Consider the following 25,312-nt stretch of genomic DNA (forward strand, 5'->3'; position numbering starts at 1 on the left):
GCTCATTTCCTCCCTCGTAGCGAAACCGCTGTGTAGTCCTCCGGAAGACGCACCAGCGCCTCAGGATCTCCGTGATAGGTGACCTCGACGCCGTACAGTTCGCGCGCCGCTTCCACCGAGACGTAGCCGTCGACGACGTCGGCGAGCACGGCGTCGACGGCCCGCTCCCCCGGGTCACCGAAACCGCCACCGCCCGGCAGGTCCACGTTCACCACGTCGTCCGGCCGCAGGTTCACCCGGCTTTTCGACGGCAGGGCGCCGCGGGCCAGCTCGAACCGGCCGGCCGCCCCGTCGTGCCCGGAGTCCACACCGGACGCCGGACGACGCACCCGGTCGACGTTCCCGTTGACACTCCACGAGATCTCGCCACGGGCGGTCATGGTCGTGCATTGACCGAGGCCGCCGCGCCACTTCCCGGCGCCGCCCGAGTCCGTGCGCAGCACCCGTTCCCGCTGGATCAGCGGAGCCATCGTCTCGATGACCTCCGTCGGCGTCGAGCGCAGGCCGCTCGGGAATCCCGTGGTGTTCAGTCCATCCTTTGTGGACCGAGCACCGATCCCGCCGGTCTGGAAGACGTTGAGCATGAACTCGCGGCCCTCGGTGTCGGTCCCGCGCCAGATCGTCATCCACAATGCGTCCGCGCTGTGCGCCAAGGCGTTACCGGGCAAGGCGGTCATCAGCAGCGACGGCAGGAAATGCCCGATCAGATGCCGCGACGCGACCGGCGCGGGCGGCGTGCAGTTGAGCACCGATCCCTCCGGCGCGGTGACGTGCACCGGCCGGAACGAACCCGCGTTGTGCGGCACCTCCGGCGAAATGGCCGCCTTGACCGCGAACGACGCATACGCCCTGGTGTAGTTCAGGACGACGTTGATCCCGCGACGGCTCTGCGGCGACGATCCCGCGAAGTCGAGGTGGATGTCTTCGCCGTCGATGGTCACCGCGACCTTCAGGACGATCTCTTCGTCGTCGAAGCCGTCTGTCGCCAATTCACTCGTATACGTGCCGTCCGGCAGCTCAGCCAGCGCGTCGCGCAACGCCCGTTCGGAGCGGTTCATGATCTCCGCGGCGACTTCGTCCAGCGAATCGAGACCGAATTCCTCCAGCAGCCGCACCAGGCTGGCTGCGCCGACCTCGTTCCCGGTGACCTGGGCGTACAGATCGCCGATGGTCTCCTCCGGGGTACGGACGTTCGCGCGGATCAGCAGTTCGAGATCCGCGTTGACCTCGCCCCCGCGGAGGAACTTCATGATCGGCAGGCGCAGCCCCTCTTCGAAGACCTCGTGCGCCTCGGCCGAGACCAGTCGACCGCCGATGTCCGGGGCGTGGCAACAGGAAGCGAACCAGGCGACCAGCCTGCCCCGCAGGAACACCGGCGTCGCGACGGTGATGTCGTTGATCTGTCCGGCGGTCTGCCACGGGTCGTTGGTGAGCAGGACGTCGCCCGCCACCAAGGTCTCCGGCGGGTACGCGGCGACGAAATGGTGCATCCCGGTCGCCATCGCGTTGATGTGGCCGGGGGTCCCGCCGACGGACTGGCCGATCATCTCGCCGCGCGAGTCGAACACCGCACAGGCGAGGTCGAGCGACTCCCGCACCACGGACGAGAACGCCGTGTTGACGAGCGCGTTCTGCTGTTCGGCCAGGATGGAGTGCAGCCGGTTTCCCAGCAATCCCACCAGGATCGGGTCGACGCTCATACCGTCACCACCAGACTGGCGTCTTCGCCGACGACACAGCGAGCCCTGGGCGGTACGACCACAGTGGACTCCCGTTCCTCCACGATGGCCGGCCCGTCGACACGATCGCCCGGTTCGAGCCGGTACCGGTCGAACACCGCCGTGTCGACAAATCCACCTTCGGCGGGAAAGTAGGCCGGGCGGCTCCCCTTGCGCGCGTCGCCCTCGGCCTCGGCGCCCGCGAGCTTCAGCGTGACCTCGGGCGCCGGCCCGCTGGAGACGACCCGCCAGTTGAGCACCTCGATGGCGACGTCCGGCCCGGTCCGCCGGTACAACGTCCGATAGGTCTCGGTGAACGCGCCGATGAGCGACTCCGGCCAGTTCCCTTGCTCGACCGGCACGCGGATCTCGTAGCCTTGCCCGGAGTAGCGCATCTCGGCGATCCGGCGATGCGTCACCTCGGAACCGTCCACACCGGACTTCCGCAGTAGTTCCGCACCCTCGGCCTCCATCTCGGCGAACAGCGCGTCGACCTGCTCCCAGGAAAGATCGAGTACCGCCGAGCGCGCCGAACGGACGAAATCGAACGCCAGGGGCGCGGTGAGGAATCCCGCCGCGCTCAGCACCCCGGCGGCGGGCGGCGCGACCACCTCGGGTGCGCCGAGCGCCCGCGCCACACCGACGCCGTGCACCGGCCCGGCGCCGCCGAAGGTGAACATCGGCAGCTTCGCCGGATCCTTGCCGCGTTCGACGGCGTGGACGCGGGCGGCGTTGGCCATGTCCTCGTTGACGCTGGTGTGGATGCCCCAAGCGGCCTCTTCGACGCTGACGCCGAGCGGTCCCGCGATCTTCGAGCGGATCGCCTCGCGTGCCCCCTCGGCGTCCAAAGTCATTCCGCCACCGAGGAAGTACCCCGGGTCCAGATAGCCGAGTACGAGGTCGGCGTCGGTCACGGTCGGCTCGATGCCGCCTCGTCCGTAGCAGACCGGGCCGGGCTCGGACCCCGCCGAATCCGGGCCGACGGTGAGCAGGCCGAGCGCGTCGATACGCGCGATCGAGCCGCCGCCGACGCCGATCTCGATCATGTCGGTGACCGGAACCTTGACCGGCAGCCCGGATCCCGGCAGCAGCCGGTACTTCCGGTCCACTTCGAACTCGTGCGTCACCAGCGGCGCGCCACCGGAGATCATGCACAGTTTCGCCGTCGTGCCACCCATGTCGAAGGCCAGCAGATCCTCGACACCGGCCGCGGCGCCGATCGCGGACGCGGCCAGCGCGCCACCGGCCGGGCCGGATTCGAGGATGCGGATCGGATAGCGGGCGGCGGTGTCGACGGTCGCGATACCGCCATTGGACAGCATGATGTGCGGCGATGGCCGCACACCTGCCTCGTGCAGGCGCCGTTCCAGGTCACGCAGATAGCGCTCGGTGAGGTCCTGGACATAGACGTTCGCGACCGTGGTGGACGCGCGTTCGAACTCGCGGATCTCGGGGACGACCTCGCTCGACAGCGCGACGCGTAACCGGGGCGCCACCTCCGAGAGCACCTCGGCGGCGCGTCGTTCGTGTGCGGGATTCGTGAAGGCGTGCAGGAAACAGATCGCCACGGCGTCGATCCCCCGAGCGTCGAGCTCTCGGCCGAGCCGCGCGACGTACTCCTCATCAAGTCCTGTGTGGACAGAACCGTCGGCGAGGATTCGCTCGGGGACGTCGAACCGCAGATGACGCGGGATCAACGGGGTGGGAAGTTCGATGAGCAGGTCGTACAGTTCGTACCGGTGCTCGCGGCGCATCTCCAGCACGTCACGGAAACCGGCGGTCGCGAGCAGCGCGGTGCGGGCTCCCTTGCGCTCGATCAGCGCGTTCGTGACCAGCGTGGTGCCGTGCACGAACTGCTCGACGTCGGCCGCGTCCAGCCCGGCGTCGGCGAGTGTCCGTTTGAGACCTTCCTCCACCGCGCGGGCGGGCTCGTCGTGGGTGGTCAGCACCTTGCCGACGGCGACGACCCCGGTTTCGTCGAGTACGCAGAGATCGGTGAACGTACCCCCGATGTCCACGCCGACCCGAAGCCCGGTCACGGGGATTCCTTGCGGTACCAGCGAGGCGAGGTGTTGAGCGGCGGCGCCATCTTCGCGCGCACGACCAGCACGTTTGGCTCGTCGGACTCGACGAACTCGCCGAGCAGCCGCCGGAACGCCCGCCCGAACCCGGAGACGCGATCCGCGTGCACACCGAAAGACCTCGCCAGGCCGACGAAATCGGGGCTGTCCCAGTCGACGCCGCGTCGCGGCAGCCCGGCGCGATCCTGGTCGTAGCGAAGCATCCCGTACCCGCCGTCGTCGACGACGATCGTCGTGACCGGCAACTGTTCCTGTGCCAGCGTGTGGAGATCACCGCAGCCGAAGAGGAACCCGCCGTCACCGGTGACACAGATCGCGCGCCCGCCGCTCGCGGCAGCGGCACCGAGCGCGGCGGGGAAACCGTAGCCGAGCGTGCCCCAGCCCATCGGATACGCGAGCTTGCGCGGCGCGCGGACCCGGTGGAACCCGCCGATCCAGTACCCCGCGACGCACATGTCCGCGACCACGACCGCGTCGGGCGGCAGCACCTCGTCCAAAGTGGACAGAAGGTCCGCGGCCTGCGGCTCCTCCTCCTTGATCCGCTGCCGGACCCGGGCGGAAACCTTGGCGAGCCTGCCGACGAGCGCCGCGATCCCGGACCGTTCCTCGACCTTCAGCGCCTCGACGAGCACCCGGGCGTCGCCGACCAGCGTGATGTCCGGCTGGTAGTTCTTGGCCGCGTCGTCCGGGTCGACGTTGATCGCGATGAGCTTCTTCGGCTTCGGCATCAGCCAGTTCTGCGTCATCAGCCCGTCGAAGTCGGTGCCGATGGCGAGGACGACGTCGGCCTCGTCCCACAGCGCGCCGACCTCGGGCGCGTGCACCGGATTCGGGGCGAGACAAGGATGATCGACCGACAGGAGCCCGCGGGCGCCGAACGTGGTGAGCACCGGCGCGGCCAGCCGTTCGGCGAGTTTCCCGATCGCCTCACCCGCCTCGGCACGCAACGCGCCGCCGCCCGCCCAGATCAGCGGCCGGTCGGCGGCGGCGAGCAGGGCTTCGGCCTCGCTGAGATCCGGGATCTCGGACGGCCGGGCGTGCGAACGCGGCGGACGGCGCGCGGGCGTCCGCTCGGACAGGAAGTCGGTGGGGATGCCGAGGTAGACCGGCCCGCTCTGCGGCTGGAGCGCGAGCCGGGCCGCGCGGTGGAGGGTGGCGGCGACCTGGTCGGCACTCGTGACGGTGAACCCGGCCTTGGTGACCGGCGCGAACATCGCCTGCTGATCCGACGTCTCGTGCAGGACGCCGCGGACCACGCCGGGCCGCCGCAGCGTGGACGGGATGTCGGTCGCGATGATCAGCACCGGCGCCGCCGACGCCATGGCCTCGCCGACCGCGGCGAGCGTGTTCGCCGCGCCCGGTCCGGTGGTCACCAGCGCGACCCCGAGCTTCCCCGTGGCGCGGGCGTACCCGTCGGCCGCGTACCCGGCCGTCTGCTCGTGCCGAACCCCGACGAGCCGGATGTCCGTATCGGCCAGCGCCTCCCATAACGGCAGGTTGTGCACCCCGGGGAGACCGAAGACGACTTCGGTCCCCAGAGCGGTCAGCGCGTCGGCGAGATGCTGGGCTCCGGTGGGTGCAGGCACCCCGCCGATAGTGCCAGATCGTTCAACGATCCAGCAACCAGCCGCCGCGCGTGAAGGCCCCCTTCCCTCGGCTGAGCCGCGGGAAGGGGGCCTTCACGCGCATCCAGCCTCAGTACAGACCGGCCGAGTACGCGGCAGGGGCGTAGTACGCCTCGAGGTCGGCCATGCTCTCCTCCGGCCGCTCGAAGGTCTTCGCGATCGCCGCCCGCGACGGCATCGCGTCGGGGGTCCAGGTCTCCGGCGACCACAGCTTCGACCGCATGAAGGCCTTCTGGCAGTGGTGGAAGATCTCGTCGATGTCGACGACCAGCGCGAGCTTCGGCCTGCTGCCCTTCACGATCATGTCGTCGAAGAACGGCGCCTCCCGCACGAGCCGCGCGCGGCCGTTGATCCGCAGCGTGTCGCCGCGGCCCGGGATGAGATAGATCAGCCCGACGTGCGGATTCGACAGCACGTTGTGGAAGCCGTCGGCGCGCCGGTTGCCCGGCCGCTCCGGGATGGCGATCCGCGTGTCGCTCAGCACCAGCGTGAACCCGGCCGGGTCGCCCTTCGGCGAGACGTCGCAGGTGCCGTCGGCCGCCGAGGTCGCGATCAGCACGAACGGCGACTCCGCGAGCCACTGCCGGTCCATCTCGTGCAGCTTCGGGCGCGCCTTGTTCGCGGTCCGCTCCAGCGGCGGCGGCAGGATCTCGCGCAGCTCGGCCTCGGTGGTGACTTCGACGAACTCAGACAATGTTGTGCTCCCTCGTCACGGCCCGGTCGCCGGCGAACCGGCGGACGTCGAGCCCGGTGATGTCGATGGCCGGGACCCGCCCCAGGTAGAGGTCCCGCACGAGCTCCCCCACGGCCGGGCCCATCTGGAACCCGTGTCCCGAAAACCCCGTCGCGTAGAAGAACCGTGACAGGTGGACGCTTTCCCCCACGATCTGGTTGCGATCGGGGGTCACCTCGTACAGCCCGGCCCAGCCGCCGCGGATCCCGGCGCCGAGCACGGCGGGCACCCGGCGCGCGGCGATTTCGGCGAGTTTCGGCAGCCACTCGCCCGGCTGATAACGGGTGTCGAAGCCGGGGTCGCCGTCACCGTCGCAGAAGGACATCGCCAGGCCGGGGCCCTCGCGGTGGAAGTAGAACGCCGAGGGCATCTCGATGGTCAGCGGCACTCGCCCGGGCAGATCCGCGACCGGGCCGGTGAACACGACCTGCCGCCGGTACGGCCGCACCGGGAGGTCGACACCGGCCAGCTCGCCGATCCGTCCCGACCACGCGCCCGCGGCGCAGACCACCGCGTCCGTCCGCACGAAACCGGCCGAGGTCCGGACACCGGTGATCTCGTCGCCGTCGCGTTCGACGCCGACGACCTCGACACCGGTCTTCAGCACCGCGCCGTGCCCGCGGGCCGCCCGCGCGTAGCCCTGGACCGCGGAGTCCGGAGTCGCCTTGGCGTCGTCCGGCGACCACAGCGCCGCGACCACGCCCTCGGTGTCGATCAGCGGGGAGAACCGCCGCGCTTCGGTGGGCTCGACCAGACGGCTGCGGACGCCGTAGGAGTTCTGCAGTTCGGCACAGCGCTCGAATTCGGGAAGGTCGGCGGGGTCGGTGACCAGGTACAGGTAACCGTCGCGGCGGAAGTCGATCTCGGTCCCGTACGTCTCGGCGAAGGACGCGTACTCCGCCAGCCCGCGCAGCCCGATCTCGATGTTGACCCGGGTGGTGAACGACGAGCGGATCCCGCCCGCCGCCTTCGCCGTCGAGCCCGCACCCAGGGTGTCGCGTTCGAGCAGCAGCACCGAGACCCCGGCGGCGGCGAGCCGGTACGCGCAGGCGACCCCGATGATGCCGCCGCCGATCACGACGACGTCGGTGCGTTCAGGCAGTGACTCCATCCGTGTCCCCGATCCGTTCGTCCTCGGGCGGCGGTCCCGGCGGCGTGCCGTCGCCGAACGGGCGCCCGCCCAGCTGCTCCCGGTGATGCGGCGTCGTCCAGCCGGACAGATCCGGTCCCAAGGGGACGATCCGCGTCGGGTTCACCTGCTCGTGCACCGCGTAGTAGTGCCGCTTGATGTGGTCGAAGTCGACGGTGTCACCGAAGCCCGGCGTTTGGAAGAGGTCGCGGGCGTAGGCCCACAGCACCGGCAGCTCGGCCAGCTTGTTCCGGTTGCATTTGAAGTGCCCGTGGTAGACGGCGTCGAAGCGGACGAGCGTGGTGAACAACCGGATGTCCGCTTCGGTGATCGTGTCACCGACGAGGTATCGCTGCTTTTCGAGCCGTTCGGAAAGCACGTCCAGCATGGTGAAGAGACGGGTGTAGGCGTCCTCGTACGCGGCCTGCTTGGTCGCGAAACCGGCTTGGTACACGGCCGCGTTGACGTCGGCGTAGACCCCCGCGTTGACGGCGTCGATCTCGTCGCGCAGTCGCTCTGGGTAGAGTTCGGGCGCGCCGGGACGGTGGAGGCTGGTCCATTCGGTGGACAGATCGAGGGTGATCTGGGGATAGTCGTTACTCACCAGCCGTTTGCTCGGAATGTCCACAATGGCCGGAACGCTGATCCCGCCCATGTAGTGCGGATCGGCCGCGTGATACGCCTCGGCGAGGTACTTGATCCCGAGTACCGGATCCCGGTCGCCGGGATCGAGGGTGAACCGCCAGCTCTTCTCGTCCTGGATCGGGTCGGCCACGGCCACGCTCAGCGCGGATTCGAGACCGAGCAGCCGCCGGACGACCAGCCCGCGGCTCGCCCAGGGACAGGCGCGGCTGACCACCAGCCGGTATCTCCCCGCCTCCACCGGCCAGCCGTCGCGGCCGTCGGCGGTGATACGCGCGTCGAAATGGTTGGCGGACCGACGGAACTCGCCCGTCTGCGGATCGGTCGGGATCGTCATGTGAGCCACCCTAAAGCGTGAGATGGTGGTTTCGGTGTGCGTAGACTCTGGCACCCGGCGTGTTCGCACGCCGCCGCGCGGAAGGTGGTCCCGACGATGCCGTTCATGCCCGTGACCGATTCGATGTTCCTTCTCGTGGAGACTCGCGAACATCCGATGCACGTCGGCGGTCTGCAGTTGTTCAAGAAACCCGAGGGCGCCGGTCCCGACTATCTTCGCGACATCCGCAAGAGCATGCTCGAGTCCGACAACATGCGCTCGGTGTTCCGGCGCCGTCCCGCCCGGCCGGTCAACACCGCCGGCCACCTCGCCTGGTCGACCGACACCGACCTCGAACTCGACTACCACTTCCGGCATTCCGCGCTGCCCCAGCCCGGCCGCATCCGCGAACTGCTGGAGCTGACCGGACGCTGGCACAGCACCCTGCTCGACCGGCACCGCCCGCTGTGGGAGATCCACCTGGTCGAAGGCCTGCAGGACGGCCGGTTCGCTATCTACAGCAAGATCCACCACGCGCTGATGGACGGCGTCTCGGCGCTGCGGCATCTGCAGGGCACGCTGTCGGACGACCCGGCCGACCTCGACTGCCCGCCGCCGTGGGGGCGGCGTGCCAAACCGGACGGCGGCCGCAACGGCAAGGCGTCGCCCTCGATGCTCAGCACCTTCGGCAAGACCGTCAACCAGCTCGCCGGGATCGCGCCCGCCGCGATGAAGGTGGCGCGGGAGGCGTTCCAGGAGCACACGCTCACGCTGCCGGCGCAGGCGCCGAAGACGATGCTGAACGTGCCGATCGGCGGGGCCCGGCGGTTCGCCGCGCAGTCGTGGTCGCTGGACCGGGTGCGCAAGGTGGCGACCGCCGCCGGGGTGTCGCGCAACGACGTCGTCCTCGCGATGTGCTCGGGCGCGCTGCGGGACTACCTGATCGAACAGAACGCGCTCCCCGACGCGCCGCTCACCGCGATGGTCCCGGTTTCCTTGCGGCGCAAGGACAGCGGGGACGCGGCGGGCAACAACATCGGCGCGCTGCTGTGCAACCTCGCCACCCATCTGACCGATCCGGCGGCGCGGCTCGCGACGATCAACGCGTCCATGCGGAACGGCAAGAAGCTCTTCTCGGAGCTGACCCCGCTGCAGACGCTGCTGCTGTCCGGGATCAATGTCGCCCAGCTCGGCGTGTCCCCGATCCCCGGTTTCGTGAACAACACGAAACCGCCGTTCAACCTGGTGATCTCCAACGTGCCGGGGCCGCGCAAGCAGATGTACTGGAACGGCGCGTCGCTCGACGGCATCTACCCGGCGTCGGTGCTGCTCGACGGGCAGGCGCTGAACATCACGCTGACCAGCAACGGCGACAACCTGGACTTCGGCGTCACCGGCTGCCGCCGCAGCGTCCCGCATCTGCAGCGCATCCTGACCCACCTGGACACCGCGCTCGCCGAACTGGAACACGCGGTCTCCCTGCCCCGCGTTTAGTCCTCTGAATGCGGTGGTCCACCGCATCCAGAGGACTAAACGCGCCGGGGGCTAGCTGCCGTCGGAGACGTACAGGCCGCCCGGGGTGATCGTGTACAGCTGGCCGTCCGGGCCGGCGGTCGCGTCACGCGTGCGGCCGAGGTTGGTCCAGAGCTTGCCGCCGTTGCCGTTCAGGTCGAGCTTGTACGTGCCGCCCTTGAGCGACGCCATGTACAGCGAGCCCTTGTAGGCCGCGAGCCCGCTCGGCGTCGCCGAGGACGTCGGCCACGACTTGACCGGGTTGGTCATCCCGGCCGTGTTGCACGGGCCTTCGCAGGTCGGCCAGCCGTAGTTCTTGCCCGGCTCGATCTTGTTCAGCTCGTCGAGCTTGTTCGCGCCGATGTCGGAGATGTACAGCTGCCCGTTCGCCCAGGTCAGACCCTGGACGTTGCGGTGGCCGTAGGAGTAGACGCGGCTGTTGAACGGGTTGCCGGGCGCGGCGGCGCCGTCGGTGGTGACGCGCAGGACCTTGCCGCCGAGGGAGTTCTTGTTCTGCGCGTTGGCGCCGTTCTGGCCGTCGCCGGTCCCCGCGTAGAGGTAGCCGTCCGGCCCGAACCGGATCCGCCCGCCGTGGTGGTACTGCGAGCCACGGGGGATGCCGGTGACGATCGGCGTCGGCGGCTGGCCCAGCTTCAGCTTGGCGATGCGGTTGTCGGAACTGGTCGTGTAGTAGATGAAGACCGTCTCGTCGGTGGCGTATTTCGGCGAGACGGCGATGCCGAGCAGACCCGCCTCCGCGGTGACGCTCACGCCGGGGATGGTCTGGACCGTGGTGACCTTGCCCGCCTTGTCGATCTTGCTGATCGTCTTGGCGTCCTTCTGCGTGAACAGGCCGGTGCCGTCGGGCAGGAAGTCGATCGACCAGGCCTGGTTCAGGCCGCTCGCGAGCTGTCTGATCGCCTGGACGGACGGCGCTTCGGCGGCCGTGGCCGGGATGGCCGCGATCGACACGGCCGTCGCCGCGGCGAACGTGGCGGCGAGAGTGCGACGTAAGGACATGGGACGCCTCCTTCAACTACCCCTGGAGCCCCGTGAGTTGGATAGAAACACACAACATAACGAAACGGACACCACTGGACGGGCTATCGGGCGCGCGGGCTGTTAACCGTTGTGTGCGCCGAGCGTGACGAATCGGGCGGTGCGATCCGCCATAGGTAGGAAACTTTACAAAATAGCTCCGGAAATCGGCGGCGCGCTTCTAGGGTGGCGGGGCTCGGCCCGGTTCGATCCCATGTGGACGTTAGGAGCGGAAATGATCGAAACCATCGAGGTATGGACCACGCCCGACTTCGTCGAGTACGAAACCCCCATGGAGGTCACCGCTTACGCGGCCCGCATGGAGGACTGAATCCGCATCCGGTGGTGGGGGACGTCCCCCACCACCGCGCCGCCGTCCCGATCAGCGAGCCGTTGGAGGCAGCCGGTGTCCGTCATGTCGTCGTCGGAGTTCATCGCGGCTCTGCGCGGGCTTTCGCATCGCTACTGGGGAACGCATCCGTTCCACGTGCGGATGCACGAAGGCGACCTGTCCGAGTACGAGCTGAAGATCTGGGCCGCGAACCGCTGGTACTACCAATGCGTGCTCCCGCAGAAGGACGCGGCCATCATCAGCAACTGCCCGCTGCCGGAGATCCGGCGTGAATGGCTCGACCGCATCGTCTACCACGACGGGACGCGGGCCGGGGACGGCGGAATCGAGCGATGGCTCCGTTTGTGCACCGCGGTCGGGCTCGACCGCGAAGAGGTTCTCGATCAGCGGCACGTCGCGCCCGGCGTACGGTTCGCCGTCGACGCCTACGTGACCTTCGCCCGCACGAAACCTTGGCTCGAAGCGGTCGCTTCGGGGCTGACCGAAATGTTCGCCGGCCATCTCATGCAGCGGCGGGTCGCCGACATGCTGGCGAACTATTCGTGGATCGCCCCGGAAGACCTCGCCTACTTCACCAATCGCATCGACAAGGTCTCCGGCGAGGGCAAGGGAACGCTCGACATCGTGGTGCGGCACGCCGTCACCCGTGAGCAGCAGGAGAAGGCGATCGCCGCGCTGTCGTTCAAAACCGACGTGCTGTGGTCGATGCTCGACGCCATCGAGCGCGCGGCGGCCAAGGAGCAGCCATGACCATCCTCGAAAGGGCCTCGGTACCGCGGCTGCGGCGCGGAGTCCGGCTGAGCTACGACCAGACCAGGGAAACGCACGTCCTCCTGTTCCCCGAAGGCGTGCTCGTCCCGAACGCCACGGCGGCGGCCGTACTTTCCCTTTGTGACGGCGTCGAAGACGTCGCGGGGATCGCCTCGGCGTTGCGCGAGCGCTACGCCGGTGTTCGCGAGGAAGAAATCCTGGACGTCCTGTCCCGGCTGGGAGATCGGCGGATCGTCGAATGGACCTGAACACCGCGGCACCGCTGGGCATGCTGGCCGAGCTGACCCATCGCTGCCCGCTGCATTGCCCGTATTGCTCGAATCCGGTGGAGCTGATCGCGCGTGACGGCGAACTGTCCACAGAGGAATGGATTTCCGTGCTCTCGCAGGCACGGGAACTCGGCGTGCTCCAGGTGCACATGTCCGGCGGCGAGCCGCTCGCCAGGCCGGATCTGCCCATCCTGGTCGAGCACGCCACGAAACTGGGGTGCTACGTCAACCTGGTGACGTCCGGGCTCGGCCTGACGGAGTCCAGATTGGACGATCTCGTCGAACGCGGCATCGCGCATGTCCAGCTCTCCGTCCAGGGCGCGACCGCCGACCGCGCGGACCGGCTCGCCGGGGCGCGGGCCCATGACCGGAAACTGGTCGCCGCCGAACTGATCAAGAAGGCCGGGCTGCCGCTTTCGGTCAACGTCGTGCTGCACCGGCAGAACCACGACCAGCTCGCCGGGATCATCGACCTCGCCGAGGAAATGGGTGCGGACCGGCTCGAACTGGCCAATACGCAGTACTACGGCTGGGCCCTGCGCAACCGCGACGCCCTGATGCCGACCCGGCGGCAACTCGACGAGGCCGAACCGATCGTGCGCGCGGCCACCGAACGGCTGCGCGGCCGGATGGAGATCATCTACGTCGTCGCCGACTACTACGAGCAGTACCCGAAGCCGTGCATGTACGGCTGGGGCGCACGGCAACTGACGGTGGCGCCCGACGGCAACGTGCTGCCGTGTCCCGCGTCGACGGCGATCGAGACCCTGGAATTCGACAACGTGCGGGACAAGCCGCTGGCCTGGATCTGGTACGAATCCGCTTCCTTCAACGCTTACCGCGGCGAGGACTGGATGCCGGACACCTGCGGCACGTGCGAGCGGCGCGCGATCGACTTCGGCGGCTGCCGGTGTCAGGCGTTCCAGCTCACCGGTGACGCCGCCGCGACGGACCCGGTGTGCTCACGTTCACCGCACCGCGGCGTCGTCGACCTCATTCTGTCCACGCAAGCGAAAACGGACGAACTCGTGATGCGGGCGCCGCGATGAGGGTGATCCTGCTCGGCACCGCGGCGGGCGGTGGTTTCCCGCAGTGGAACTGCGCCTGCGCGCTGTGCGTCTCGGACGCGCCGCCGCGGACCCAGGACTGTGTCGCGGTGAGCGCGGACGGCGAGGGCTGGTACCTGCTCAACGTGTCACCGGACATCCGTGCGCAGATCCTCGCCACGCCGCCCTTGCGCGCCGGGCCGGGACCACGGGAGATCCCGCTGCGCGGGGTGCTGCTGACCGACGCCGAACTCGACCATTCACTCGGCCTGCTCCTGTTGCGGGAAGCGGGCGGACTTCCCGTATGGGCGCCGGACGCCGTTATGGGCGCCTTGTCCGAACAGTTTCCGGCGCGGGCGATCATCGACGGCTACGGTGGCTGGCAGTGGCTGCCGTCGTCGGATGTCTCCATCGACGGTCTCCGCGTGAGCATGCTTCCCGTGAGCGACAAGCGGCCGAAGTACGCCCGTTCGTCCACTGAGGACGGGCCGTGGGTGGTGGCGTACCGGATCGAAGACGTCCAGACCGGCGGCGTCTTCGTCTACGCGCCTTGCCTGAAGAGCTGGCCGGACGGGTTCGACGACTTCACCCGCGACGCGGGCCTGGTGTTGCTGGACGGAACCTTCTACGCGCCGGACGAGATGTCGGGCGCCACCGCGGCCGAGGTCGGCGACGGCGCTCAGCTGGCGATGGGGCATCTGCCGATCACCGGCAGTCTCGCGAAGCTCCGGCCAGGCCCACGGTGGGTGTACACGCATCTGAACAACACGAACCCGGTGATCGACCCGGACTCGCCGGAGCACGCCGCCGTACTGGCCGGCGGCGCCTCCTTTCCGTTGGACGGTACGGAATTCAAGCTCTAGGCGACACCTTCGGGACTCGCGCCCGAAACGGGAACGGCGTCGGCGGTGAGCCGATCGATCTCCGCGAGCTCGTCCGCGGTCAGGTCGATGTCGGCGGCGGCGAGGCTGGCCTCGATGTTGGCCGCCTTGCGCGCGCCCACGATCGCGACGTGTACGCCCGGCTGGGCGAGCGTCCACGCGATCGCGAGCTGGCTGACCGAGATCCCCTTGCCCGCGGCGAATTCCTTGAGCCTGTCGACCACGGCGAGGTTGCGCAGGAAGGTGTCCCCGGTGAACGCCGACGACCGGGACCGCCAGTCGGTCTTCTCGAACGTCGTCTCGGGCGTGAAGGCTCCGGTCAGCAGGCCGCTGCCTAGCGGGCTGTACACGAGGACGCCGATGTCGTTCTCCCGCGCGTACGGCAGAGGATCGGTCTCGATGTCGCGGCGGAACAGGTGATACGGCGGCTGCAGGGTTTCCACCGGACGGGTCTTGTCGAAGGCGGCCAGCCCTGCGGTGTCGTAGTTCGAGACGCCGACATGCCGGATCTTCCCGGCGTCGACGAACTCCTGCAGGATCCCCGCGGTCTCCTCGGCCGGGGCGTCGGAGTCGGGCCAGTGGATCTGATAGAGATCGATGTGGTCCACGTCGAGGAAGCGAAGACTGTCCTCGATGCCTTGCGTCAGCCACTCGCGCCGGGAGTCGCGTGGCCGTTCGGAGCGCGGCTTGATGCCGCCCTTCGTGGCGATGACGAGGCTGTCGCGGTCGCGCTTGAGTTCCTCGCGCAGCGCCTTGCCCAGCATGGCTTCGGACTTCCCGAAACCGTAGGCCTGCGCGGTGTCGAAGAGGTTGACCCCGAGTTCGCGGGCGTGGTGGATCGCGGCGATCGCCGTGTCCTCGTCGAACGAACCCCAGTCCCCACCGAGCTGCCAGGTGCCGAAGGCGATCCTCGACACCTCGAGACCGCTCCTGCCCAATGTCGTCGTACGCATGACTCCAGCAGAGCACAGACATCGGATCACCGCACCGGTTCTCCCGGCCAACGAAACCCCCAAATAACTGTTTGACGGTTGTCGTCCCGGCAGTCGATACTCGTGGCATGTCCGAGTCCCCCAGCCTCGATGGGCTGCGCGTCCTGGCCCATCCCGTGCGGCTGCGCATTCTGTCGCTTTTGACCGGTGTCGCGATGAGCGCGGCCGAAGCTGCGCGCGAACTCGGTGAGACCCAAGCGAATGTCAGCTATCACCTGCGACGGCTGCACGAGGCCGGGCTGCTCGACGTCGCCGAGGAGGTCCGGATCCGGGGCGGGCTGGCGAAACGCTACCGCCACGACCCGGAGTCCGGCATGCGGTTCACCTCGAAGAACCCGGACGAGGAACAGCTGCTCATCGCGGCGATGGTCGAAGAACTCAAGCGCCGCAGCGAATTCCGGTTGCCGGACGAACGCGGGTCGATCAGCGACGCGGAGATGTGGGTCGACCGCGAGACCTGGGAGAAGGCGCTCGAACACGCTCGCGAACTGAGCGATCTGCTGCACTCGGCCGCGAAACCGCCCCGTACCCGGGGCACGATCCCGGTCAGCGCGACGGTCGCGATGTTCGAGATGAGGCGTCCGTGACGTCCCTGCGCGAACCGTTGCGCCAGCACAACTTCCGCTGGCTGATCGGCGGCCGCACGTTCGGGGAGTTCGGCAACGCCGTCGCCCCGCTCGCGCTCGCGTTCGCCGTGATCGACCTGACCGGTTCCGCCGTCGACATCGGCATCGTCGTCGGCGCCCGCTCGGTGGCGAGCGTGGTCCTGCTGCTGTTCGGCGGGGTGCTCGCGGACCGGCTGCCGCGTTCGGTGATCCTGCAAGGCACCGAAGTCGCCGCCACCCTGACCCAGGCCGTCATCGCCGCGAGCGTCCTTTGTGGATTCGCGTCGATCCCGCTGCTGGTCGGCCTGAGCGTGGTCAACGGCGCGGTGGCCGCGATCTCGGCCCCCGCCTCGGCGTCGCTCACCCCGTTGACGGTGCCCGCCACCCAGCTCGCGCAGGCGAACGCGCTGGCCAGGCTGCTGTCGAACTCCGGCCGGATCGCCGGCGCCGGACTCGGCGGCATCCTGGTCACCGCGGTCGGCCCCGGCTGGGCGCTCGGCGGCAACGCGCTCCTGTTCCTGGGCTCCGCCCTGTCCTACCGGCGCATCCGCCTCGACCGCCGGGAACGCGTCCCCGGCAGCCGCCCGCTAGCGGAACTCGCCGAAGGCTGGCGCGAATTCCGGTCACGGACGTGGGTGTGGGTCGTGGTCGTGCAGTTCATGGTGGTGAACGCCGTCATCGCCGGCGGGATCGCGGTGCTCGGCCCCGTCGTCGCCGACAGCAGCTTCGGACGCTCCGGCTGGGGTTTCGCCCTCGCCACGCAGACGATCGGCTCACTCGTCGGCGGAATCCTCGTGGCCCGATGGCAGCCGCGGCGCGCGCTGTTCGTCGGGGTCGCGGTGATCCTCTTCGAAGCGCCGCCCCTGATCCTCCTGGGCCAGGCGCCCTTGCTCCCGTTGCTGCTCGCGGCCATGTTCGTCTCCGGCCTGGCGATCGAGCAGTTCGTGGTCGCGTGGGACGTATCGCTGCAGGAGAACGTGCCCGAGGACAAGCTCGCGCGCGTCTACTCCTACGACATGCTCGGTTCCTTCATCGCCCTGCCGCTCGGCCAGATGGCGGCCGGACCGGCCGCGCAGCACTTCGGGGTCGGCACGACCCTGCTCGCGTGCGCCGCCCTGGTCGTGGCCGCCACCTGTCTCGCCCTGTGCAGCGGCCAGGTGCGCGGACTGGTCCGGAAGACCCACGCCGCCCTGCCCTGACCGCCCCGCGAAAGTGGTAGCAAAGGTCCCTTGCTCCCTTTCCGCAGGTCACGGCCAGGGACGGACCTCCTCGAGGAGCTTCGCGACCGCGAGCACCAGGTCGTCGGAGTGCCGAGGGCCGACGATCTGCAGGCCGACCGGGAGGCCGCTGGAGGTGCGGCCGGCCGGCACGCTGATGGCGGGCTGCTGGGTCATGTTGAACGGGTAGGTGAACGGCGTCCAGTCCGGCCAGCCGCTCAGCCCGCTGCCCGGCGGCACCTCGTGTCCGGCTTCGAAGGCGGGGATCGGCAGCGTCGGCGTGATCAGCACGTCGTAGCGCGTGTGGAACTCGCCCATCAGGATGCCCAGCGCGGCCCGCTCGGCGTTGGCGCCGAGGTAGTCGCTCGCCGAGAAGGTCTTGCCGAGCTCCCAGACCTTCCGCAGCCCGGGGTCGACCTTGGTCTCCGAACCGGCGGGGAAGGTGTCCAGCCACTTGGCCGCCCCCGTCGACCACAGGATGTCGAAGGCGGGCTTGGGATCCGTGAAACCGGGATCGGCCTCTTCGATGTGCAGGCCCGCGTCCCCGAGCGACTGGACCGCCGACTTGACGATCTCCGCGACCTCCGGATCGACGTCGACATAGCCGAGCGTCGGCGAGTACGCGGCGATCAGGCCGCGCACGTCGCGGCGGACGGCCTCGCGGTAGGTCGAGACCGGCGGGGCGAGCGCGGCCGGGTCGCGGTAGTCGGGCATCGCGAGCACGTCGAGGAGCAGCGCCGTGTCGTCCACCGAACGCGCCATCGGGCCGGCGTGCGAGAGCGGCCCGAACGGGCTCGCCGGGAACAGCGGGATCCGGCCGTGTGTCGGTTTGAGACCGACGATTCCGCAGAACGAAGCCGGAATCCGGATCGAGCCGCCACCGTCGGTGCCGACGGAAAGCTCGCCCATCCCCGCCGCGACGGCCGCGGCGCTGCCCCCGCTGGAGCCGCCCGCCGTCGTCGACGGGTCGACCGGGTTGCGGGTGATCCCGGTCAGCGTGTTGTCGGTGACGCCCTTCCACGCCAGTTCCGGCGTCGTGGTCTTTCCCAGCAGTACCAAGCCGTTCTCGCGCAGTCGCGCGGTGACCGGGCTGTCGACTTCCCACGGCTGGTCGGGGTCGATGCAGCGCGAACCGCGCAGCGTCGGCCAGCCCTGCGTCAGGAACATGTCCTTGATCGAGGCCGGGACACCGTCGAGCCAGCCGATCGGATTACCGTCCCGCCACCGAACCTCGGACGCTTTCGCCTGTTCGAGCGCCCCGTCGGCGTCGACCAGACAGAAGGCGTTGGTCTCACCGTCGCGTTCCTCGATGACACGCAACGCGTTCTGGGTGGCCTCGACCGGCGACAGCTCTCCGGTGGCATACGCGGCGACGAGCTCACTCGCGGTCAACTTGGTGTCGTTCAATCCGGCCCCTAACCTTGGCGAAGCGTCTCCGACGGCACGTATCCGAGCTGCTTGTCCACGACGTTGCGCAGTGGCTCCCCCGCGCGCCAGCGACGGAAGTTGTCCGCGAACACCTCTACCAGAGTATTACGCCAGCCGACGAAGTCACCCGACATATGCGGCGAGATCAGCACGTTCTCCATAGTCCACAAAGGACTGTCGACGGGGAGCGGCTCGGTGTCGAAGACGTCGAGCGCCGCACCGCCGAGCGGCCCGTCCCGCAGCGCGGCGGTCAGATCCGAGGTGACGACCAGTTCACCGCGGCCGACGTTGACGAACCGGGAGCCGGGTTTCATCGCGGCGAAGGCCTCCGCGTCGAACATGCCCTTGGTCTGCTCGGTCAGCGGCGCGACCGCGACGACGTAGTCCGCCCCGGGAAGATGACGAGACAGCTCCGAAGACGCGTACACGTCGCCGAAGTCGGGATCGCCCTCACGAGGACGGCGTCCGACACCCGCCACCGACATCCCGGCCGCCCGCAGCATCCGCGCGATCGACCGGCCGATCGGCCCGGTGCCGACCACCAGGACGCGACGGTCGGCGATCCGCTCACTCTCCCGATGCTTCCACTGCCGCTGCTTCTGCAGATCCCACGACCGGGCGAAATCCTTGGCGAACGCGAGGACGACACCGAGCACGTGCTCGGCTATCGCCCCGTCGAACACCCCACGCGAATTGGTGAGCACGACGTCGCTCTCCTGCAGCCCCGGGAAGAGCACCGGGTCGACGCCCGCGCTGGCGATGTGCAGCCAGCGCAGCCGGTCGGCCGCGTGCCACGCGCCCGGGACGGCGGTGGACAGGAAGTCGTAGACGAAGAACGCGTCGGCGCCGGATAACGCGTCGGCCAACCCGGCCGCGTCGGTGTAACGAACCACCGCTTCGGCTTCGATAGCGCGCATGTCCGGTGGGCGCGTGTCTCCGCAGAGCACCGCCAGCACAGGGGTCTCCGAGGCGATCACGTTGACACCGTAAAAGTGGCTCGTATGATTGTCAACAATCCGAGGAACGACCCCCGGAGCACCGGACCTGTGACAGCAGAAGCTTTCCGGAGGCTGAGACTTGGATTTCGACTTACTGGAGTTCGAAGGCCCGTTGGCGCAGCGCGGTATCGGCGTGATCGCCCCCTTCGACCTCGCCCTGGAACGCGAGCTGTGGCGCTGGGTGCCCATGGAGGTCTCCCTCCATCTGGCGCGCACACCGTACGAGCCGGTGCCCGTCAGCATGGAGATGGCCCAGCTCGTCAGCGACAGCAGGCATCTCGCCGCGGCCACGAGGGACGTGCTCCACGTGGAGCCCGAAGTCGTCGCCTATCTGTGCACCTCCGGCAGTTTCGTCAACGGTGTGGACTACGAACGTTCTCTGACCAAGGCGATCTGCGACGCGGGCGCGACGGACGCCGTCACCACGTCCGGAGCGCTGGCGGAGGTCTTGCATCAGCTCGACCTCCACCGCGTCTCGGTGCTGACGCCCTACGACGGCGACCTGACCGGGAAGCTGCACGACTTCCTGGCCGAACTCGGCGTCCGCACCGTTTCGAGCGACCATCTCGGCCTGGGCGGCGGCATCTGGAAGGTCAGCTACCGGACCATCGCCGAACGCATCCTCGCCGCCGACCACGCCGACGCCGACGCCATCTTCGTCAGCTGCACCAACCTCCCCACCTACGATCTGATCGAGCCACTCGAAAGCGCGCTCGGCAAACCGGTCCTCACCGCGAATCAGCTCACGATGTGGGCCTGCCTCCGGCGGATGAACCTGCCGATCGTCGGGCCCGGCAAGTGGCTCCGGGAGGTCGACTGACCTCTTCCCTTACGATTGTCGACAATCTGCCCTCCGGAGGTTCCGTGCCCATCACGCCGTTCGCCCCACCCGAGCCGCCGTCCGAGACGACCACCATCGGGTTCATCTACCCCGATCACGCGGCCGAAGACGACTACCCGCTCGCGGAACAGCTCCTCGGCGGGGACATGGCCGGGATCAAACTGCCGGTCGAGCACATCTACGGGACCGATCTGCACGCCGTGCCCGAGCTCCTGGACCTCGGCAGCGAAAGCCGGCTCGCCGACGGCGCCGCGCTGCTGGCCAAACACGAACCGGACGCGGTGGTCTGGGCGTGCACGAGCGGCAGTTTCGTCTACGGCTGGGAAGGCGCCCGCGACCAGGCCGACCGGCTGGCCGCCGTCGCCGGTGTCCCGGCGTCGAGCACCTCCTTCGCCTTCGTCAACGCCGCACAGGCCCTCGGCGTCCGGCGGGTCGCGGTCGCCGCCAGCTACCCCGACGACATCGCCCGCCTGTTCGTCGAATTCCTCGGCGCGGGCGGGATCGAAGTGGTCTCGATGGGCAGCGCGGACATCGACACCGCCGCCGAGGTCGGCGAACTCGCCCCGGAAGCCGTCGTCGAACTCGCGGTGAGCCGCGACCACCCGGCCGCCGACGCGCTGCTCGTTCCCGACACCGCTATGCGGACACTCGGCGAGATCAACACGCTCGAAACCAGGCTCCGCAAGCCGGTGCTGACCGCCAACCAGGTCACCGTCTGGGAGGGCCTTCGACTCACCGGCAAGGCCCCGCTCGTCCGCACCTTGGGCACCCTGTTCGGACTGAGGAGCAGCTGAACCATGTCCTTGCCGGAAATCGAGCCGGTCAGCCGGGAGTCGACCGCCGGGATCATCGCGCGCCAGCTGCGGGACGCGATCATGACCGGCGCCCTCCCTCCCGGCACCCAGCTCGGTGAAACGGATCTGGCCTCCCGGTTCCAGGTTTCGCGGGGGCCGCTGCGCGAGGCGATGCAGCACCTCGTCTCCGAGGGGCTCCTGCGCAGCGAGCGCCACCGCGGGCTGTTCGTGATCGACCTCGAACCCGGCGACGTCTACGACATCTACTCGGCACGCTCGGCCATCGAACGCGCCGCGATGCTGCGCGCCTTGCGCGGGGACCGGGAACGGGTCGCCACCGAACTCGAAGAGGCCGTCCGCGCCATGGCCACCGCCGCGGACGACGACGACCCGACCGCGCTCTCCTGGGCGGATCTCCGGTTCCACGAGGCGCTGATCGCCGCCTCCGGCAGCAAACGGCTCGTGCGCATGGCGCGGACGCTGCTGATCGAGACCCGGATGTGCCTCACCGCTCTGCAGGGTACCTATCAGCGGGTCGAAGAACGGGTCACCGAGCACACCAGGATCATCGAGGCCCTGCGGGCGGGCGACGAAGAGACCGCGCTTTCGCTGCTGGAAGCCCATATGGAGGACGCCGTCCAGCGACTGGCACCGGGAACCAGCCTGCGGGAGGGCGAAGCTCCCGCGGTGCCTTAGGGATTCAGCCACGGCCCCGCGCCCCCAGCACCGGCTGCCCACCGGTCCCGCCACGGAACTCCCTGTCCCACGGCCAATTTCCGTGCTCGTCCTCGTAGACCAGTTGCAGGGCACGGAAGTCCTCGCCGTACAGCAGGACGGCGGTGAGCAGATGCGCCGACGGCGAACTGAGCGGGACGACCTCCAATGACGGCCAGCCCACCTCCGCGGGCAGCACCTCGCCCGGCTCCGGCGGCCCCGACCGGACCACCTGCTGGGCGAAATAGTTCAGCAGCTGACCCGATCTTCGTTCTCTCAGGCCGGTGACGACCAGTTCCGGAAGCCCGGCGTCGGTGAGCCCGACCGTATACGCGAAGCCTGGTTGCACGATTCCGCGCTCGACCGTCTGCACCATCCAGCCGTACTTCCGGATCAGCGGACGGACCTCCTCCGTGAGGTAGTCGGCGCGGGTCTTTCCGGGGTTGTCGCAATGCCAGCACATCGGCACTCCTCCAGTCGTCGAATCCGATGATCGACACTGTGCACCGGGGCACCGACAAAAACTCGCGCCCCGGATCGGCGCGCGTGCGACGAACGGGCTTTCACGCCGGAGTTCGCGCCGAGATTCCCTTTCGTGTCAACGCTTTCTTGCCTGAGAAAACAACTTTCTTCGATTAAGGGCAGGGCAAACGTGTCACGGCGGGGCTCAGTGTCCCCAATGTGGCATTGGGGACACTGAGCGTCTCCAATGCCACATTGGGGACATCGGACGAGCTGTGGGCACGCGACACGTCGGCCGCCCTTTCACCATGCCGCATCGGGGACGCAGTGAACGATCCACCCGAAAGAACACTCCCTTGCCCCGGCGATCCAGCTCACTCCACATCCAGAAAAGTTCCCAATGCCGCATCAGAGACGCTCAGCGTCCCTAATACGACATTGGGAACACCGCACCTCGAAGGCACGAAGGCCCCCTTCACTGCGCCTAACGCAGTGAAGGGGGCCTTCACGTACTAGCCGAAACCATGAATGGACCATTCATGACATCCGGGACTTGACACGTCACCGGTCGGATGGTTCAAGATAGAGCGGCGACCACCGCGGACCCGAGCTCGGCGGTGGTGGACTTCCCACCGAGGTCAGGGGTCTGCACGGTCCCCTCCTCGAGAACCTTTTCCACCGCTGCGCGTACATCTTGTGCCGCAGCGGTTTCCCCGAGATGTTCGAGCAGCATCGCCCCCGCCAGGATCTGCGCCACCGGATTCGCGATGCCCTGTCCGGCGATGTCGGGAGCGCTGCCGTGCACCGCCTCGAACATGGAAGGGAGCTCACCGGTCGGATTGATATTGCCCGAAGGCGCCATCCCGAGCCCGCCCGTCACGGCCGCCGCCAGGTCGCTCAGGATGTCGCCGAACAGATTGGAAGCGACCACGACGTCGAGCCGGTCCGGCGCCTGCACCATCCGCGCGGCGAGCGCGTCGACATGACATTGTTCGGCGTGCACGTCCGGATACTCCGAAGAGATCTCGGCGAAGATCTCGTCCCAGAACGGCATCGAGTGAATGAGCCCGTTGGATTTGGTCGCCGAGCAGACCCGCCCTGTCCGCGTCTTCGCCAGTTCGAAGGCATAGCGGATGATCCGCTCCACCCCCACCCGCGTGAACACGGATTCCTGTAAGACGAACTCGTTGCCCAGACCGCGATTGTGCCTGCCGCCGATCTCCGAGTACTCGCCCTCGGAGTTCTCCCGGACGATCACCATCTCCAGTTCGTCGGCGCTCCGGCCGGCCAGTGCCGACGTCGTCCCCGGCAGCAGCCGGACCGGCCGGAGATTGACGTACTGACCGAACGCACGCCGAACCGGAATGAGGAGGCCCCACAGGGAAACATGATCCGGGACGCCGGGAAAGCCGACGGCACCGAGAAAGATCCCGTCGAACCGGGAGAGTTGCTCGATACCGTCGTCCGGCATCATCGAGCCGGTCTTGGTGTACCGCTCACAACTCCAGTCGAACTCCTGCCATGACAAGGAAAAGCCGTGCGACGCCGCCGCGCGGTCGAGGACCTTGCGGGCCTCGACCGTCACGTCGACACCGATCCCGTCGCCGGGGATGCTCGCGATCCGATACGAAGAAGTCACAGAGCCACCGCGATGTACTTGGTCTCGAGGAACTCGTCGATGCCGACGGTGCCACCTTCGCGGCCGAGGCCGGATTGCTTGATCCCGCCGAACGGCGCCGCCGGATTCGAAACCAGCCCCTGGTTGAGGCCGATCATGCCGGCCTCCAGCCGTTCCGAAACCCGCAATGCCCGCTTGAGATCGGAGGTGTACACATAGGACACGAGACCGAATTCGGTGTCGTTCGCCGCCGCGATGGCCTCGTCCTCGCTGTCGAACGGGGTGATCGGGGCGACCGGCCCGAAGATCTCTTCCGACGCTAGACGGGCGTCCTTGGGCACGTCGGTGAGCACCGTGGCCTGATAGAAGTTACCCGGCCCGTCCACAGTGGATCCACCGGTGAGGACGCGCGCTCCTCGCTCGGTGGCGTCGGAGACCAGGCCACTGACCTTCTCGACGGCGGCTTCGTCGATGAGGGGGCCGACCACGACACCCTCCTCGGTGCCGCGCCCCATGGGCAGGGCCTCCATGCGCTCGGTGAGGCGCCGGGAGAACTCGTCGACGATGCCCCGCTGGACGTAGAAGCGGTTCGCGGCCGTGCAGGCCTCACCGATGTTGCGCATCTTCGCGGTCATCGCGCCTTCGACCGCCGCGTCGAGGTCTGCGTCTTCGAAGACGAGGAAGGGGGCGTTGCCACCGAGTTCCATCGAGGTGCGGAGCACCTTGTCCGCGCACTGTTCCAGCAGTTTCCGGCCGACGCCGGTCGAGCCGGTGAAGGACAGCTTGCGGGCCCGACCGTCCCGGATCAACGGCTCCATCACGCCGCCGGAGTCCGACGTCGTCAGCACGTTCAGCACGCCTTCCGGCAATCCCGCTTCGGCGAGGATGGCCGCGAGGGCCAACATCGAAAGGGGGGTCTGAGCAGCGGGCTTGATGACCATCGTGCAGCCTGCCGCGACCGCGGGCCCGATCTTGCGGGTGCCCATCGCCATGGGGAAGTTCCACGGCGTGATCAGCAGACAGGGGCCGACCGGCTGTTTGGTCACGAGGAACCGGCCTGTCCCGTTGGGAGCGACGGCGTAGCCACCGTCGATCCGGACGGCTTCCTCCGCGAACCAGCGGAAGAACTCGGCCGCGTAGGTGATCTCGCCCTTCGACTCCGCGAGCGGCTTGCCCATCTCGAGGGTCATCAGCAGCGCGAGTTCGTCGGCGCGCTTGATCAGCAGTTCGTAGGCGCGGCGCAAGATCTCACCGCGTTCACGCGGGGCGACGTTCGCCCAGTCGGCCTGCGCGGCGACGGCCGCGTCGAGTGCGCTGACACCGTCCGCCGGTGACGCGTCGGCCACCTCGCACAGGGCTTCGCCTGTCGAGGGGTCGAGAACGGGGAAGGTCTTCCCGTCGGCGGCGGGCACCCACTTGCCGCCGATGAACAGTTCCTTGTCGACCGACGTGACCACGCCGGCCTCACTGATCGAGCTCATCCCAACGCTCCTCCATGTTGTCCCGAACGCCATGCTATGGATATTGTCA

General features: G+C 68.5%; 24 protein-coding genes. 11 read left to right on the forward strand and 13 right to left on the reverse strand.

Annotated features, from left to right (window positions below; all coding sequences use genetic code 11):
- Positions 1–2 precede the first annotated feature (2 nt).
- The 6 genes from AB8M46_RS04390 to AB8M46_RS04415 form a co-directional block, all read right to left on the reverse strand.
- A complete protein-coding gene (locus tag AB8M46_RS04390) occupies positions 3–1,700 on the reverse strand; it encodes a hydantoinase B/oxoprolinase family protein (protein ID WP_394359613.1) in 1,698 nt (565 codons plus the stop codon).
- Complete coding sequence (locus AB8M46_RS04395; protein ID WP_394359614.1) at positions 1,697–3,757, reverse strand: hydantoinase/oxoprolinase family protein; 2,061 nt, start codon at positions 3,755–3,757, stop codon at positions 1,697–1,699. Before AB8M46_RS04395 ends, AB8M46_RS04390 begins: the two co-directional genes overlap by 4 nt.
- Complete coding sequence (locus AB8M46_RS04400) at positions 3,754–5,385, reverse strand: thiamine pyrophosphate-binding protein (protein ID WP_350595896.1); 1,632 nt, start codon at positions 5,383–5,385, stop codon at positions 3,754–3,756. Before AB8M46_RS04400 ends, AB8M46_RS04395 begins: the two co-directional genes overlap by 4 nt.
- 109 nt (positions 5,386–5,494) lie before the next feature.
- On the reverse strand, positions 5,495–6,118 hold the full coding sequence (locus AB8M46_RS04405; protein WP_037341226.1) for an MSMEG_1061 family FMN-dependent PPOX-type flavoprotein: 624 nt from the start codon (positions 6,116–6,118) through the stop codon (positions 5,495–5,497).
- Positions 6,111–7,268 carry an NAD(P)/FAD-dependent oxidoreductase gene (locus tag AB8M46_RS04410; RefSeq protein WP_394359615.1) on the reverse strand — a complete coding sequence of 386 codons (1,158 nt, stop codon included), beginning with the start codon at positions 7,266–7,268 and terminating at the stop codon, positions 6,111–6,113. The genes AB8M46_RS04405 and AB8M46_RS04410 overlap by 8 nt, the downstream gene beginning before the upstream one ends.
- Entirely contained in the window at positions 7,252–8,265 is a 1,014-nt protein-coding gene (locus AB8M46_RS04415; protein ID WP_350595900.1) for a glutathione S-transferase C-terminal domain-containing protein, read from the reverse strand. Before AB8M46_RS04415 ends, AB8M46_RS04410 begins: the two co-directional genes overlap by 17 nt.
- Before the next feature lie 96 nt (positions 8,266–8,361).
- Between AB8M46_RS04415 and AB8M46_RS04420 the strand changes: the two genes are divergently transcribed.
- Positions 8,362–9,738, forward strand: a complete 1,377-nt coding sequence (locus AB8M46_RS04420; RefSeq protein ID WP_037342488.1) for a wax ester/triacylglycerol synthase family O-acyltransferase — start codon at positions 8,362–8,364, stop codon at positions 9,736–9,738.
- Positions 9,739–9,789: 51 nt separating this feature from the next.
- On the opposite strand, the gene AB8M46_RS04425 is transcribed toward AB8M46_RS04420, so the two are convergent.
- Entirely contained in the window at positions 9,790–10,776 is a 987-nt protein-coding gene (locus AB8M46_RS04425) for a PQQ-dependent sugar dehydrogenase (protein WP_350595902.1), read from the reverse strand.
- 253 nt (positions 10,777–11,029) lie between these two features.
- Here AB8M46_RS04425 and pqqA point away from each other — a divergent pair, with 253 nt between their 5' ends.
- The 5 genes from pqqA (at position 11,030) to pqqB (ending at position 14,095) form a co-directional block, all read left to right on the forward strand.
- Positions 11,030–11,125 carry a pyrroloquinoline quinone precursor peptide PqqA gene (gene pqqA, locus AB8M46_RS04430; RefSeq protein WP_007033797.1) on the forward strand — a complete coding sequence of 32 codons (96 nt, stop codon included), beginning with the start codon at positions 11,030–11,032 and terminating at the stop codon, positions 11,123–11,125.
- 84 nt (positions 11,126–11,209) lie between these two features.
- Positions 11,210–11,896 carry a pyrroloquinoline-quinone synthase PqqC gene (gene pqqC, locus AB8M46_RS04435; RefSeq protein ID WP_394360841.1) on the forward strand — a complete coding sequence of 229 codons (687 nt, stop codon included), beginning with the start codon at positions 11,210–11,212 and terminating at the stop codon, positions 11,894–11,896.
- The gene (gene pqqD / locus AB8M46_RS04440) at positions 11,893–12,165 is read left to right on the forward strand and encodes a pyrroloquinoline quinone biosynthesis peptide chaperone PqqD (protein ID WP_394359616.1); all 273 of its coding nucleotides are present in this window, start codon (positions 11,893–11,895) and stop codon (positions 12,163–12,165) included. The genes pqqC and pqqD overlap by 4 nt, the downstream gene beginning before the upstream one ends.
- Positions 12,156–13,235: a pyrroloquinoline quinone biosynthesis protein PqqE gene (pqqE, locus tag AB8M46_RS04445; RefSeq protein WP_200882734.1), complete on the forward strand. Its 1,080-nt coding sequence runs from the start codon at positions 12,156–12,158 to the stop codon at positions 13,233–13,235. The genes pqqD and pqqE overlap by 10 nt, the downstream gene beginning before the upstream one ends.
- Positions 13,232–14,095 (forward strand): pyrroloquinoline quinone biosynthesis protein PqqB, encoded by an 864-nt coding sequence (gene pqqB / locus AB8M46_RS04450; RefSeq protein ID WP_394359617.1) that lies wholly within the window; start codon positions 13,232–13,234, stop codon positions 14,093–14,095. Before pqqE ends, pqqB begins: the two co-directional genes overlap by 4 nt.
- On the opposite strand, the gene AB8M46_RS04455 is transcribed toward pqqB, so the two are convergent.
- Positions 14,092–15,066, reverse strand: a complete 975-nt coding sequence (locus AB8M46_RS04455; protein ID WP_394359618.1) for an aldo/keto reductase — start codon at positions 15,064–15,066, stop codon at positions 14,092–14,094. The two genes, pqqB and AB8M46_RS04455, sit on opposite strands and share 4 nt — an antisense overlap.
- A 107-nt stretch (positions 15,067–15,173) precedes the next feature.
- On the opposite strand from AB8M46_RS04455, the gene AB8M46_RS04460 reads away from it, so the two are divergent.
- Positions 15,174–15,692: a helix-turn-helix domain-containing protein gene (locus AB8M46_RS04460; RefSeq protein WP_394359619.1), complete on the forward strand. Its 519-nt coding sequence runs from the start codon at positions 15,174–15,176 to the stop codon at positions 15,690–15,692.
- Positions 15,689–16,909: an MFS transporter gene (locus AB8M46_RS04465; protein ID WP_394359620.1), complete on the forward strand. Its 1,221-nt coding sequence runs from the start codon at positions 15,689–15,691 to the stop codon at positions 16,907–16,909. Before AB8M46_RS04460 ends, AB8M46_RS04465 begins: the two co-directional genes overlap by 4 nt.
- A gap of 48 nt (positions 16,910–16,957) precedes the next feature.
- On the opposite strand, the gene AB8M46_RS04470 is transcribed toward AB8M46_RS04465, so the two are convergent.
- Together AB8M46_RS04470 and AB8M46_RS04475 are read right to left on the reverse strand one after the other, a co-directional pair.
- On the reverse strand, positions 16,958–18,334 hold the full coding sequence (locus AB8M46_RS04470; RefSeq protein WP_378429006.1) for an amidase: 1,377 nt from the start codon (positions 18,332–18,334) through the stop codon (positions 16,958–16,960).
- Between the two features lie 8 nt (positions 18,335–18,342).
- On the reverse strand, positions 18,343–19,332 hold the full coding sequence (locus AB8M46_RS04475) for a D-2-hydroxyacid dehydrogenase (RefSeq protein ID WP_394359621.1): 990 nt from the start codon (positions 19,330–19,332) through the stop codon (positions 18,343–18,345).
- Positions 19,333–19,432: 100 nt separating this feature from the next.
- Between AB8M46_RS04475 and AB8M46_RS04480 the strand changes: the two genes are divergently transcribed.
- From AB8M46_RS04480 to AB8M46_RS04490, 3 genes are read left to right on the forward strand one after another with little or no spacing between them, the layout of a single operon-like run.
- The gene (locus tag AB8M46_RS04480; RefSeq protein WP_034309150.1) at positions 19,433–20,173 is read left to right on the forward strand and encodes an Asp/Glu/hydantoin racemase; all 741 of its coding nucleotides are present in this window, start codon (positions 19,433–19,435) and stop codon (positions 20,171–20,173) included.
- 44 nt (positions 20,174–20,217) lie between these two features.
- Complete coding sequence (locus tag AB8M46_RS04485) at positions 20,218–20,988, forward strand: maleate cis-trans isomerase (RefSeq protein WP_394359622.1); 771 nt, start codon at positions 20,218–20,220, stop codon at positions 20,986–20,988.
- 3 nt (positions 20,989–20,991) lie between these two features.
- Positions 20,992–21,684: a GntR family transcriptional regulator gene (locus tag AB8M46_RS04490; protein WP_350595924.1), complete on the forward strand. Its 693-nt coding sequence runs from the start codon at positions 20,992–20,994 to the stop codon at positions 21,682–21,684.
- Between the two features lie 4 nt (positions 21,685–21,688).
- On the opposite strand, the gene AB8M46_RS04495 is transcribed toward AB8M46_RS04490, so the two are convergent.
- The 3 genes from AB8M46_RS04495 to AB8M46_RS04505 all read right to left on the reverse strand — a co-directional run bounded on the left by AB8M46_RS04495 (position 21,689) and on the right by AB8M46_RS04505 (position 25,263).
- Positions 21,689–22,165: a DUF4262 domain-containing protein gene (locus AB8M46_RS04495; RefSeq protein WP_037341205.1), complete on the reverse strand. Its 477-nt coding sequence runs from the start codon at positions 22,163–22,165 to the stop codon at positions 21,689–21,691.
- A gap of 576 nt (positions 22,166–22,741) precedes the next feature.
- Complete coding sequence (locus AB8M46_RS04500; RefSeq protein WP_394359623.1) at positions 22,742–23,803, reverse strand: tartrate dehydrogenase; 1,062 nt, start codon at positions 23,801–23,803, stop codon at positions 22,742–22,744.
- Entirely contained in the window at positions 23,800–25,263 is a 1,464-nt protein-coding gene (locus AB8M46_RS04505; RefSeq protein WP_037341201.1) for an NAD-dependent succinate-semialdehyde dehydrogenase, read from the reverse strand. The genes AB8M46_RS04500 and AB8M46_RS04505 overlap by 4 nt, the downstream gene beginning before the upstream one ends.
- Between the last annotated feature and the right edge of the window lie 49 nt (positions 25,264–25,312).

The sequence above is a fragment of the Amycolatopsis sp. SB7-3 genome, assembly GCF_041021335.1.
GTDB lineage: Bacteria > Actinomycetota > Actinomycetes > Mycobacteriales > Pseudonocardiaceae > Amycolatopsis > Amycolatopsis japonica.